Here is an 11,596-nt window from a genome sequence, read left to right on the forward strand (position 1 = left end):
CGGCCGGGGCCTACTTCAGCTGCACCGAGCCCGACACGTTGACGACGACGTTCGCCTTGCCCGGTTCCACCGGGACGGGCGCGTCGGCCGAAGCGGCCATCGGTGCCTTCATCGCCATCACGCGGGGCATGGGCGAACCGAACTCGGAATTGACCGCGACCTCGCGCAGGGTGTAGCCGCCGAAGCCGAAGTCCTTGGCCAGCAGGCCGGCCCGCTGCTTGAAGGCTTCGATGGCCAGGGTCTGCGCCTGGGTCTCGGCACTGGTGCGGCTCTCGCGGGTGAGGCCGTAGCTGATGTTGCCCACCGTCATCTGGTCCAGGCGGCCAGCCACCTGCGACACGCGGGCGAAATCACGGCCTTCCAGCAGCAGCTCGGCGCTGCCCTGCCAGCCGGCCGGCTTGCCGTCGCGGTTGTAGCGCGGGTGCAGGTTGAAGTTGCCGGTGCGCACGTCCAGCTGGCCGGGCTGGGCGCTCTTGCGCGCCTCGGTCAGGGCGGCGTCGAGCACCTGCTTGAGCTGCGCCTGCACCGCAGCGGCGTCGCTGCCGTCGCGCGTGGCCTGCAGCGAGATGCTGATCATGTCCTGCGGGACCTCCACCGTGCCGCTCGCTGAAAGCTGCAGCACGTTCTGGGGCGGCGCCCATCCCCCCGGCGCACTCTGCGCCATGGCCAGACCGGCCATTGCCAGTGCGCCGCAGGAAACGATGAGCTTGATTGCGTTTTTCAAAACGAAAGATTCCCTTCAATAGTGTCGAGTGTTGGAACGCCTGCCCGGACGGCTTTCGCCCGGTCAGGGTGCGAATCCGCGCGTGCCGGGCGCCGCGCCGGGCGCGGGCGCCGTCGACGGCGTGCCGGGGGCCGGCGGCGTGAGCACCGTGCCCTCCAGCTTGCCGGCCGGCCCTTGCGCCTTGCTGGGCAGCAGCCATTGGTACCGAACCTGCTCGCGCAGTTCCGCGCGCTCGGCGGGCGTCAGGCGGCGGCCGATCTCGGCTTCCTGGCGGCGGATGTCGTCGCGCTCCTGTGCGCGGTGGGCTTCCACTGCCTTGCGCACCTCGATGCGGGTCTGCTCGGCCGTGGGCACGGGGCGCGGCGACGGGGTCGCCGCCCCGGCGGAAGGAACCGCCAGGGCCAGGGGTACGAGCAGGGTCAGGACACGTCGCATCTAGGGTGGAGAAGCGCAAAGGGTGCGACTTTGCCATTGGTCTGCGACTGCTCTGCACCCCCGAACGCGAGCGGTCGCAAGTTTTGTAACTTTGTGTCAACACACGGCCAAAACGGGCTCAATGGCCCGCCAACCGCTTCAGAATCGACGCTGTTACAAATTCAGTGTTGTTGAAATGACTCAAACACCTGCCCGTACGGACAAGATCGTCATCGTCGACGACGACGCTCGCATTCGTGATCTGCTGCGCCGCTACCTCACCCAGGAGGGGTTCGAGGTGATCGTCGCGGAGGACGGCAAGGCGCTCAATCGCATACTTTTGCGTGACACGGTCGACCTGATCGTGCTCGACCTGATGATGCCCGGCGAAGACGGCCTGTCTGTCTGCCGCCGACTGCGCGCTGCCAACGATCGCACCCCCATCATCATGCTGACCGCCAAGGGCGAGGACGTGGACCGCATCGTCGGCCTGGAAGTCGGCGCCGACGACTACCTGGGCAAGCCCTTCAACCCGCGCGAGCTGCTGGCCCGCGTGCATGCCGTGCTGCGCCGGCGCCCGCCGCTGGAAGCGCCAGGCGCGCCCTCCACCGACAACGAGACCGTCACCTTCGGCCCCTTCAGCTTCGACCTGGGCTCGCGCACCCTGCGCAAGGACGGCGAGGAACTGTCGCTGACCACCGGCGAGTTCGCCATGCTCAAGGCGCTGGTGCGCCATCCGCGCCAGCCGCTGTCGCGTGAGAAGCTGGCCCAACTGGCGCGCGGCCGCGAGTTCGAGCCCTTCGACCGCAGCCTGGACGTGCAGATCTCGCGCCTGCGCAAGCTGGTCGAATCCGACGCAGCTGCGCCACGCTACATCCAGACCGTCTGGGGCGTGGGCTACGTGTTCGTGCCGGACGGCACGACCTGAGCGCAGTGGCCGCCAGCGGCCCCACCACCACGCAGTCGGGCGGCCTCGAGGACAGCTCGTCGGTCACCGTCTCCAGCCCGCTGGAAGGCGGGCCGCCCAGCCGCAAGCGCAAGGTCCGGCTGGGCCTGAGCCTGTTCTGGCGCACCTTCTTCCTGCTGGCGCTGCTGCTTGTGGGCAGCACCATCGCGTGGCTGCAGACCTTCCGGCAGCTGGAGTACGAGCCGCGCGCCATCCAGACGGCGCACCAGATCGCCTCGCTGGTCAACCTGACCCGCGCGGCGCTGGTGTATTCGGACGCCATCACTCGCGTCTCCCTGATCAAGACGCTGGCTGAGCAGGAAGGCGTGCGCATCGTCCCGCGCGAGCCGGACGACCGCTACGCGCCCTATACCGGCGGCGAGCTGGATGCGCGCGTCACCGAGGAGCTGGTCGCGCGCCTGGGCGTGGGCACCACGGTGGCCAGCGTGGTCAACGACGAGCCGGGACTGTGGATCGGCTTTGCCATCGAGAGCGACAACTACTGGCTGCTGCTGGACCCGGCCCGTTTCACCCGGGTGGGCGGGCGCACCTGGCTGATCTGGCTGGTGACCGCGATGGCGCTGTCGCTGGCGGGCGCGGCGCTGATCACCAGCTTCATCAACCGGCCGCTCTCGCAGCTTTCGCGCGCGGCGCGGCAGGTGCGCGAGGGCGAATACGCGGCCCACCGCCTGGACGAAGGCGCGCGCACGGCCGAGATCCGGGCGGTGAACATCGGCTTCAACCGCATGGCCGACCAGCTGGCCAAGATCGAGCAGGACCGCGCCGTGATGCTGGCCGGCATCTCACACGACCTGCGCACGCCCCTGGCGCGCCTGCGCCTGGAAACCGAGATGAGCGTCGCCGACGAGGATGCACGCGCCCACATGGCGGCCGACATCGCGCAGCTGGACGCCATCATCGACAAGTTCCTCGACTATGCGCGACCGGACCACGTCGAGTTCAAGCCGGTGCTGCTTCGCGACGTGGTCGATGCCTGCACCTACGCCGTGCAGGACCACGAGGACATGCACATCACGGCCGAGGTCCCCGGCGACCTGCGGGTGATGGCCGACGAGGTGGAGCTGATCCGCGTGGTCTCCAACCTGCTGGAGAACGCCCGCCGCTACGGCAAGACGCCCGGCACCGACGTGGCTCGCGTCACCATCCAGGCGCAGGCGCACAACGATGCGGTGCTGATCAAGGTGCGCGACCACGGCGCGGGCGTGGCGCCGGCCATGCTCTCGCAGCTGACCAAGCCATTCTTCCGCGGCGACCAGGCGCGCACCTCGGCGGTGGGCGCCGGGCTGGGGCTGTCGATCGTGGCGAAGAACATCGAGCGCATGGGCGGCACCTTCGCCCTCACCAGCACGCCAGGGCGCGGGCTGGCCGCGCACATCCGGCTGCCGCGGGCGGCATCCATCCGTCCGGCTTCGGCCAACGCCAAGGGCGCCGCACCGCGGCCGACAGCGTCGAAGGAGCCCTTCAACAAGGGCTGAGCACGGGCCTCAGGCGCTCGCCGCGGCGAACAGGAGCACCACGGCGCGCGCCTCCATGGCGCGGCCCTCGCCCACCGGGCCCATGTTCTCGGCCGTCTTGGCTTTCACGTTGACGCGCTCGGGCGACAGCCCCAGCCCGGCGGCGATGCGCTCGCGCATCACCGGGATGTGCGGCGCCAGCTTGGGCGCCTGGGCGATCACGGTGCTGTCGACGTTGCCGATCTGCCAGCCGGCCGCGCGCACGCGGCGCGCCGCCTCGGTGAGAAGGACCATCGAATCGGCGCCGCGGAACTGCTCGTCGGTGTCCGGGAAGTGCCGGCCGATGTCGCCCAGCCCGGCCGCGCCGAACAGCGCGTCGGTGATGGCGTGCAAGAGCGCATCGGCGTCGGAATGGCCCAGCAGGCCGGCGCTGTGCGGGATCTCCACGCCGCCAAGGACCAGCTTGCGGCCGGCCACCAGCTGGTGCGTGTCCCAGCCCTCGCCCACACGGATCTCCATGGGGTTCATCCCTTGCTCCGGCTGCGCAGCACCGCCTCGGCCAGCGCGAAGTCCTCGGGGAAGGTGACCTTGAAATTTTGCGCGCTCCCCGGCACCAGCAACGGCGCCAGGCCCAGCGCCTCGATGGCGCTGGATTCGTCGGTGACCGAATCGCCCACCCGGTCCAGCGCGTCGAGCAGCAGGCCCAGGCGGAACATTTGCGGCGTCTGCGCCAGCCACTTGTCGGCCCGTGCCAGCGTGTCGTGCACGCGGCCGTCGCCGCCGGCGGACTTGAGCGTGTCGGCCAGGCGCTGCGCCAGCAGGCCGCCCACCGCGTCGTGCTCGCAGGCGGCGATCAGCGCCTCGATCTGCGTGGGCGTGACCAGGCAGCGGGCCGCGTCGTGCACCAGCACCCAGTCGTTGGGCCGGGCGCCCTGCTGGCGCAGGGCCAGCAGGCCGTTGCGCACCGAGGCGGCGCGGGTGGCGCCGCCCACCTGCAGCAGGCGCTCGCCGGGGTCCCGGGGAAAGGCGGGCAGCGCGGTCTGGATCTCCCTGTCCTCGGGGGCCACCACCAGCGCGATGGTGGCAAAGCGGTCGGCCAGGGCCCGGAAGGCTTCCACCGTGTGGGCCACCATGGGGCGGCCCGCCAGCCGCTGGTACTGCTTGGGGCTGCCGGCGCCGGCGCGGCTGCCGCTGCCGGCGCAAGGGATCAGGGCGTGAAGATGCGGAGGGTGGGACGGGTGCATTGAAAGACGTGTGGTTCGTGCCCATTCTAGAATTGCCCCATTGCACACCCCGCTCCAGCCCGGCGCGGGGTGTTCTGCTTTGCTACTTCGCCATGGATCTTCCCAATCTCGTCCCCGGCAAGCGCTTCACCTTGCCCCGTCCTCCTCTTTCGGCCGACGCCCTGCTGCTGGCCCGGCTGGCGGAGCGCGAGAAGGCCGCCGGCCGCGCCACGGCCGTCTTCACCGCCGACGCCAACGACGCCCAGCGCCTGATCGACGAGATGCGCTTCTTCGCGCCCGAGCTGCGCTGCGCCCTCTTCCCGGACTGGGAGACGCTGCCCTACGACAGCTTCTCGCCGCACCAGGACCTGATCAGCGAGCGCCTGGCCACGCTATGGCGCATCAGCCAGAAGGAAGCCGACGTGGTGCTGGTGCCGGCCACCACCGCGCTGTACCGGCTGGCGCCGCCCGCCTTCCTGGCCGGCTACACCTTCCAGTTCAAGACCAAGCAGAAGCTGGACGAGGCCAAGCTGAAGGGGCAGCTCACGCTGGCCGGCTACAGCCACGTGACGCAGGTGGTCAGCCCCGGCGAATACGCGGTGCGCGGCGGCCTGATCGACCTCTACCCGATGGGCTCGTCCATGCCCTACCGCGTCGACCTGTTCGACGACGAGATCGACTCCATCCGCACCTTCGACCCCGACACGCAGCGCAGCCTCTACCCGGTGCCCGAAGTGCGCCTGCTGCCCGGCCGCGAGTTTCCGATGGACGACGACGCCCGCGCGCGTTTTCGCAGCCGCTGGCGCGAGCTGCTCGAGGGCGACCCGACCAAGAGCCGCATCTACAAGGACATGGGCAACGGCGTGGCCACCGCCGGCATCGAGTACTACTTGCCCCTGTTCTTCGACGAGACCGCCACCGTGTTCGACTACCTGGGCGATGCCGCCACGGTGGTGCTGCACGGCGACCTGGAGCCGGCCTTCCAGCACTTCTGGCAGGACACGAGCGAACGCTTTCGCCTGGTGCGCGGCGACCCCGAGCGCCCCGCCCTGCCGCCCGAGGCACTGTTCCTGTCGGCGGAGCAGTTCTACACGCGCGCCAAGCCGCATGCGCAACTGGCCATCCGCGGCACGCCCGAAGGCGGCGCGCCGGCTTTCGCCGAATTCGACCAGCTGCCCGACCTGTCGGTGGTGCGCGGCGCCGAGGAACCGCTGGCGCGCCTGAAAGGCCACCTGGCCGCCACGCCGCACCGCCTGCTGGTGATCGCCGAGAGCGACGGCCGGCGCGAGAGCCTGCTCGATTTCCTGCGCGCCAGCGGGGTCAGCCCGCCGGCCTTCGATTCGCTGGCCGAATTCGAGGCCGACGCAGGGGAGAAGGTCGGCATCGCGACTGCCGCGCTGGCCTCCGGCTTCGCCTGGCGCGAGCAGGCGATCGACTTCGTCACCGAGACCGAGCTCTTCGCCACCGCGCCCACCACGCGCCGGCGCAACCGCAAGCAGGAGCAGGTCAGCGACGTCGAGGCGCTCATCAAGGACCTGTCGGAACTGAACGTGGGCGACCCGGTGGTGCACAGCGCGCACGGCATCGGCCGCTACAAGGGCCTGGTCAACATGGACCTGGGCTCCAAGAACCCCGACGGCAGCCCGGCCCTGCAGGAGATGCTGCACCTGGAGTACGCGGACAAGGCGACGCTGTACGTGCCGGTGTCGCAGCTTCACCTGGTCAGCCGCTACACCGGCGTCAGCGCCGACGAGGCGCCGCTGCACAAGCTGGGCTCGGGCCAGTGGGACAAGGCCAAGCGCAAGGCGGCCGAGCAGGTGCGCGACTCCGCCGCCGAGCTGCTCAACATCTACGCCCGCCGCGCGGCGCGCGAAGGCCATGCCTTCCGCTTCGCCGCGCAGGACTACGAGACCTTCGCCAACGACTTCGGCTTCCAGGAAACGGCCGACCAGCAGGCGGCCATCCATGCGGTGATCCAGGACATGATCTCGCCGCAGCCCATGGACCGGCTGGTGTGCGGCGACGTGGGCTTCGGCAAGACCGAGGTCGCGCTGCGCGCCGCCTTCGTGGCCGTCACCGGCGGCAAGCAGGTGGCCTTCCTCGCCCCCACCACGCTCTTGGCCGAGCAGCACTACCAGACGCTGGTGGACCGCTTCGGCAAGTGGCCGGTGAAGGTGGCGGAGATGAGCCGCTTCCGCTCCGGCAAGGAGATCACGGCGGCCGCCAAGGGCCTGGCCGACGGCACGGTGGACATCGTGGTGGGCACGCACAAGCTGCTGAGCGAGAGCGTGAAGTTCAAGAACCTGGGCCTGCTCATCATCGACGAGGAGCACCGCTTCGGCGTGCGCCACAAGGAGGCGATGAAAGCCATGCGCGCAGAGGTGGACGTGCTCACGCTCACCGCCACGCCGATCCCGCGCACACTGGGCATGGCGCTGGAAGGCTTGCGCGACCTGAGCGTGATCGCCACCGCGCCGCAGCGGCGCCTGGCCATCAAGACCTTCGTGCGCACCGAGGGCAACGGCGTGATCCGCGAGGCGGTGCTGCGCGAGCTCAAGCGTGGCGGCCAGGTCTACTTCCTGCACAACGAGGTCGAGACCATCGAGAACCGCCGGCAGAAGCTCGAAGAGATCCTGCCCGAGGCGCGCATCGCCGTCGCGCACGGCCAGATGCCCGAGCGCGAGCTGGAGCGCGTGATGCGCGACTTCGTGGCGCAGCGCTACAACGTGCTGCTGTGCTCGACCATCATCGAGACCGGCATCGACGTGCCCACGGCCAACACCATCGTCATGAGCCGCGCCGACAAGTTCGGCCTGGCGCAGCTGCACCAGCTGCGCGGGCGCGTGGGCCGCAGCCACCACCAGGCCTATGCCTACCTGATGGTGCCCGACGTGGAGGGCCTGACCAAGCACGCGCAGCAGCGGCTGGACGCCATCCAGCAGATGGAAGAGCTGGGCTCAGGCTTCTACCTTGCGATGCACGACCTGGAGATCCGCGGCACCGGCGAAGTGCTGGGCGAGAACCAGAGCGGCAACATGATGGAGATCGGCTTCCAGCTCTACAACGAGATGCTGTCCGAGGCGGTGCGCTCGCTCAAGGCGGGCAAGGAGCCCGACCTGCTGTCGCCGCTGTCGGTGACCACCGAGATCAACCTGCACGCCCCCGCCCTGTTGCCCGACGACTACTGCGGCGACGTGCACCTGCGCCTGTCCTTCTACAAGAAGCTGGCCACCGCCAAGACGCCGGCGCAGATCGACGCGCTGCTCGAAGAAATCGTGGACCGCTTCGGCAAGCTGCCGCCGCAGGCGCAGACGCTGATCGACGTGCACCGCCTGCGCGTGCTGGCCCGGCCCTACGGCGTGACCAAGGTGGACGCGGCGCCCGGCGTGATCAACATCGTGTTCAAGAAGGACCCGCCGGTGGACCCGATGGCGATCATCCAGCTGATCCAGAAGAACCGGCACATCAAGCTCGCCGGCAACGAGAAGCTGCGCATCGAGCGCGAGCTGAAGGAACCCAAGGACCGGGCCCAGATGGTTCGCGATGTGCTGCGCAGTCTTGGGAAGCCGACGGAACAGGAGGCAGACGCGCTTGCGTGAGAGCCCCGGTGGCGTTCGCCTTCAGGCCGGCGCGATGAGTTCGACCGTCGGGAAGTACGCCGAGTAGCGATGTACGTCCCGAGTGAGAACCGGCCAGCGCGCCACGGCAGCATGCGCGCCGATGAAGAAATCCGCCAGCACGTTGCTTTTGGTGCCACCTTGGCGGCGGTACTTGACGAAGGCCTTCCCGGCCAGGAACAGGGCCGGCCGCGGAATCTCCACGACGGCGATCTGCAGCGCCGCCAGCGTGTCGTCCAGTGACTCGGCGGAACTGAACGTGAGCGAGAGTTCGGCGTAGATGACCGGATTGATCACCAGCTTGCGCACCTGCGACTGCGCGCGCAGCTGGCCAATGGACCAATCCGCCCAGTCGGGGTCGTTCTCCAGCATGTCGACCAGCACATTGGTGTCCACCAGGAGCATGCGGGCCTTTCGAGCTCAGCCGCGCAGCAGCGCCATCAGATCCTGCGTGCGCCACTTCACGTCGGCCTTGCCCCTGGCCGCCTCGAAGCGGTCGGCCGGAACCTTCGCCGCCTTGGCGCCGCGGCCGGCGCGGGCCTTGTGCAGCACCACCTCACCGTCGCGATTGACGGCGAAGTCGATCGGCGTACCGGGCGTGAGCCCGAGTGCATCGCGGATCTGTTTGGGGATGGTGACTTGTCCCTTGATGGTGAGAGTGGTGGGCATGAAGCGCTCCCGCAGAGTGGTCTTACCTATTCTATTCAAGTAATACCGGATAATCATCGGCTGAATTGAAAGTACCCCCGCAATGAGTTCCCTGCCTTCCGCCAACGAGATCGCTCCGGGCCTGGTCATCCGGCAATTCACGCCGCCGCTGCGCCTCTCCGACTTCAAGCTGATCGCCTTCGACATGGACTCGACGCTGATCAACATCGAATGCATCGACGAGATCGCCGACGCCGTGGGCAAGAAGGCCGAGGTGGCCGCGATCACCGAGGCCACCATGCGCGGCGAGATCAAGGACTTCAAGGAAAGCCTGCGCCGCCGCGTCGCGCTGCTGCAGGGCGTGCCGGTGGCATCGCTGCAGCAGGTCTACGACCAGCGCCTGCGCCTGAATCCCGGTGCCGAGCAGCTGGTGGCCGCGTGCAAGGCGGCGGGCCTCAAGGTGCTGCTGGTGTCCGGCGGATTCACCTTCTTCGCCAACCGCGTGAAGGAGCGCCTGGGCATCGACTTCGCCCGCTCGAATCTGCTGGACGAGGCCGATGGGCATCTCACCGGCCAGGTGGTGCAGCAGAGCTGGGGCGACATCTGCGACGGCGCCGAGAAGCGCCGCACGCTGCTCGAAGTGGCCTCGCTCATGGGCGTGTCGCCGGCAGAATGCATCGCGGTGGGCGACGGCGCCAATGACCTGCCGATGATGGGCGAAGCGGGGCTCTCTGTGGCCTATCACGCCAAGCCCAAGGTGCGCGAAGCGGCCATGGTGGCGATCAACGAAGGCGGCCTGGACCGGCTGCTCGAAGTCCTCAACTAGCCGCGCAATCCAGGAGGCCCCGCAATGCAAGATTCAACATCCACCCCTGCAGCGCCTCTCTACGCGGCCCCGGCGCTGGTGGACTTCGCCGATGCGCTGCTCTCTCGCGCCGGCCTGGCCCCCGGGATGGCGCGCAGCGTGGCACGCACGCTGGTGGACGGCGACCTGCTGGGCCACGACACGCACGGCCTGGCCCTCTTGGCCGGCTACGTGAAGGAGGTCGAGGCCGGCACCATGCGCCGTGAAGGCGCGCCCCTGGTCATCTCCGACAAGCCCGCCGCCGTGCTGTGGGACGGCCAGCGCCTGCCCGGTCCGTGGCTGGTGCACCAGGGCATCGACCTGCTGCTGCCGCGCGCGCGGCAACTGGGCAGCGCCACGCTGGTGATCCGCCGTAGCCACCACATCGCCTGCCTGGCCGTCTACATGATGCGGGCGCTGGAAGAAGGCATGCTGGCCGTGCTGGCCTGCTCCGATCCCAACAGCGCCAGCGTCGCGCCCTATGGCGGCACGCAGGCGGTGTTCACGCCCAATCCGCTGGCGCTGGGCTTTCCCTTGTCGCAGGGCGGCGTGATGGTCGATGTCTCGGCCTCGATCACCACCAACGGCATGAGCAATCGCAAGCGCGCGGCCGGCGAGACATTCGACGCCGACCGGCTCATCGATGCGCAGGGCCGGCCGGGGCGCGACCCGCAGCTGCTCTTCGACGACCCGCCCGGCACGCTGCTGCCGGTGGGCGGCCTGGACCACGGGCACAAGGGCTACGGCCTTGCCCTGCTGGTCGAGTCGCTGACCGGCGGGCTGGCGGGGCACGGCCGCGCCGATCCGAAGGAAGGCTGGGGCGCCACCGTGTACCTCACGCTGCACGACCTGGACGCCTTCGGCGGCAAGGAAGCCTTCCTGCGCCAGATGGACCATCTGGCCGATGCATGCCGCACCAACCGGCCCATCGATACTGCGCGCCCGGTGCGCCTGCCAGGCGAAGCTGGGCTGAACCGGCGCACGCAGCAATCACGCGACGGCGTGCGGCTGCATCACTCGATTGCGCTCGCGCTGGCCCCGCTCGGGGAGCGCTTCGGCCTGCGCTTCGACCAGGCCCTGGCCTGAGTCGTCGGCTTCAGGCCTCGGGCTCTTCGGCCTGCGGCGTCGCTTCGCCGGGAGGCCGGCGCTTGCGATGGCCGTGCTTGGCCAGAACTTCGACGTAGGCCTGCTCGGCGCCGGCCTTGGCGGCGGCATCGAGGCGGCCGATCAGTTCCGCCTCGTGCACCACCAGCGCATCTTCTGTGGTCGTGCCGATCCGGCAATCGAAATCCCAGAAGTCCACGCCTTCGGGCAGGTCGCGGCGGCGCTCCCGCTTGATGTACTTGCGGATCTCGTGCTTGAGCGCGTCCAGGACGCGGTCGGGATGCTTGCCCTCGGGGCGCAGCTGGAATGTCTTCTTCATGGGGGTAGAGTAAGCCTTCTTCGAATCGCAAGGGGTGAGAACATGGCGCGAGCAAGTGACTGGACGAGCAAGGTGATGGCGCTCATCCACGCCGGCAAGACCCAGGCCGCCGTCGCGCAGATCAAGGCCGCGCCGACGGTCAAGGACCTCACGGCCCTTCAGACGGTGATGAAGCTGTCCAAGATGGCCGGCAAGTATCGACAGGTCGACAGTGCCATCGCGAGCAGCCTGGCTTCCCTGGCTGCGCCCGGGTTGCAGCGCGCGCCCTGACAGGGCGCCGCT

Annotated in this window: 13 protein-coding genes; 6 read left to right on the top strand and 7 right to left on the bottom strand. The window is 69.2% G+C overall.

Going from position 1 to position 11,596, the window contains the following annotated elements:
* Positions 1-10: 10 nt before the first annotated feature.
* Positions 11-724, bottom strand: coding sequence for an SIMPL domain-containing protein (locus tag BM345_RS11045; protein ID WP_254789682.1), 714 nt, complete (start codon positions 722-724; stop codon positions 11-13).
* A gap of 63 nt (positions 725-787) precedes the next feature.
* A complete protein-coding gene (locus BM345_RS11050) occupies positions 788-1,159 on the bottom strand; it encodes a hypothetical protein (protein ID WP_093379180.1) in 372 nt (123 codons plus the stop codon).
* A gap of 175 nt (positions 1,160-1,334) precedes the next feature.
* On the opposite strand from BM345_RS11050, the gene ompR reads away from it, so the two are divergent.
* Positions 1,335-2,066, top strand: a complete 732-nt coding sequence (gene ompR / locus BM345_RS11055; protein ID WP_093379182.1) for an osmolarity response regulator transcription factor OmpR — start codon at positions 1,335-1,337, stop codon at positions 2,064-2,066.
* 80 nt (positions 2,067-2,146) lie between these two features.
* A complete protein-coding gene (locus BM345_RS11060) occupies positions 2,147-3,580 on the top strand; it encodes an ATP-binding protein (RefSeq protein ID WP_254789696.1) in 1,434 nt (477 codons plus the stop codon).
* Between the two features lie 9 nt (positions 3,581-3,589).
* Here the strand turns inward: BM345_RS11060 and ispF are convergent, their stop codons facing one another.
* Positions 3,590-4,078: a 2-C-methyl-D-erythritol 2,4-cyclodiphosphate synthase gene (gene ispF, locus BM345_RS11065; RefSeq protein ID WP_093379481.1), complete on the bottom strand. Its 489-nt coding sequence runs from the start codon at positions 4,076-4,078 to the stop codon at positions 3,590-3,592.
* A gap of 5 nt (positions 4,079-4,083) precedes the next feature.
* Positions 4,084-4,803, bottom strand: a complete 720-nt coding sequence (gene ispD, locus BM345_RS11070; RefSeq protein WP_093379187.1) for a 2-C-methyl-D-erythritol 4-phosphate cytidylyltransferase — start codon at positions 4,801-4,803, stop codon at positions 4,084-4,086.
* A 92-nt stretch (positions 4,804-4,895) separates the two neighbouring features.
* On the opposite strand from ispD, the gene mfd reads away from it, so the two are divergent.
* Positions 4,896-8,381 (top strand): transcription-repair coupling factor, encoded by a 3,486-nt coding sequence (gene mfd / locus BM345_RS11075; RefSeq protein WP_093379190.1) that lies wholly within the window; start codon positions 4,896-4,898, stop codon positions 8,379-8,381.
* A 21-nt stretch (positions 8,382-8,402) separates the two neighbouring features.
* Here the strand turns inward: mfd and BM345_RS11080 are convergent, their stop codons facing one another.
* Together BM345_RS11080 and BM345_RS11085 are read right to left on the bottom strand one after the other, a co-directional pair.
* On the bottom strand, positions 8,403-8,804 hold the full coding sequence (locus tag BM345_RS11080) for a type II toxin-antitoxin system VapC family toxin (RefSeq protein WP_093379193.1): 402 nt from the start codon (positions 8,802-8,804) through the stop codon (positions 8,403-8,405).
* A 15-nt stretch (positions 8,805-8,819) separates the two neighbouring features.
* Positions 8,820-9,068, bottom strand: coding sequence for an AbrB/MazE/SpoVT family DNA-binding domain-containing protein (locus BM345_RS11085; RefSeq protein ID WP_093379196.1), 249 nt, complete (start codon positions 9,066-9,068; stop codon positions 8,820-8,822).
* Positions 9,069-9,159: 91 nt separating this feature from the next.
* Between BM345_RS11085 and serB the strand changes: the two genes are divergently transcribed.
* Together serB and BM345_RS11095 are read left to right on the top strand one after the other, a co-directional pair.
* Positions 9,160-9,873, top strand: a complete 714-nt coding sequence (serB, locus tag BM345_RS11090; protein WP_093379484.1) for a phosphoserine phosphatase SerB — start codon at positions 9,160-9,162, stop codon at positions 9,871-9,873.
* Positions 9,874-9,897: 24 nt separating this feature from the next.
* The gene (locus tag BM345_RS11095; protein WP_093379199.1) at positions 9,898-10,977 is read left to right on the top strand and encodes an Ldh family oxidoreductase; all 1,080 of its coding nucleotides are present in this window, start codon (positions 9,898-9,900) and stop codon (positions 10,975-10,977) included.
* Between the two features lie 10 nt (positions 10,978-10,987).
* Here BM345_RS11095 and BM345_RS11100 read toward each other — a convergent pair whose 3' ends face one another.
* On the bottom strand, positions 10,988-11,314 hold the full coding sequence (locus BM345_RS11100) for a DUF6172 family protein (RefSeq protein ID WP_093379202.1): 327 nt from the start codon (positions 11,312-11,314) through the stop codon (positions 10,988-10,990).
* A 42-nt stretch (positions 11,315-11,356) separates the two neighbouring features.
* Here BM345_RS11100 and BM345_RS11105 point away from each other — a divergent pair, with 42 nt between their 5' ends.
* Positions 11,357-11,584: a hypothetical protein gene (locus BM345_RS11105; protein ID WP_093379205.1), complete on the top strand. Its 228-nt coding sequence runs from the start codon at positions 11,357-11,359 to the stop codon at positions 11,582-11,584.
* Positions 11,585-11,596 lie beyond the last annotated feature (12 nt).

It is taken from the genome of Variovorax sp. OV329 (genome assembly GCF_900114785.1).
Classification (GTDB): domain Bacteria; phylum Pseudomonadota; class Gammaproteobacteria; order Burkholderiales; family Burkholderiaceae_C; genus Variovorax.

Coding starts and splice junctions, on each gene's coding strand:
- ispD (WP_093379187.1), bottom strand. CDS start 4,803: ATGCACCCGTCCCACCCTCCGCATCTTCACGCCCTGATCCCTTGCGCC.
- ispF (WP_093379481.1), bottom strand. CDS start 4,078: ATGGAGATCCGTGTGGGCGAGGGCTGGGACACGCACCAGCTGGTGGCC.
- BM345_RS11105 (WP_093379205.1), top strand. CDS start 11,357: ATGGCGCGAGCAAGTGACTGGACGAGCAAGGTGATGGCGCTCATCCAC.
- BM345_RS11100 (WP_093379202.1), bottom strand. CDS start 11,314: ATGAAGAAGACATTCCAGCTGCGCCCCGAGGGCAAGCATCCCGACCGC.
- BM345_RS11095 (WP_093379199.1), top strand. CDS start 9,898: ATGCAAGATTCAACATCCACCCCTGCAGCGCCTCTCTACGCGGCCCCG.
- BM345_RS11050 (WP_093379180.1), bottom strand. CDS start 1,159: ATGCGACGTGTCCTGACCCTGCTCGTACCCCTGGCCCTGGCGGTTCCT.
- BM345_RS11085 (WP_093379196.1), bottom strand. CDS start 9,068: ATGCCCACCACTCTCACCATCAAGGGACAAGTCACCATCCCCAAACAG.
- mfd (WP_093379190.1), top strand. CDS start 4,896: ATGGATCTTCCCAATCTCGTCCCCGGCAAGCGCTTCACCTTGCCCCGT.
- BM345_RS11080 (WP_093379193.1), bottom strand. CDS start 8,804: ATGCTCCTGGTGGACACCAATGTGCTGGTCGACATGCTGGAGAACGAC.
- ompR (WP_093379182.1), top strand. CDS start 1,335: ATGACTCAAACACCTGCCCGTACGGACAAGATCGTCATCGTCGACGAC.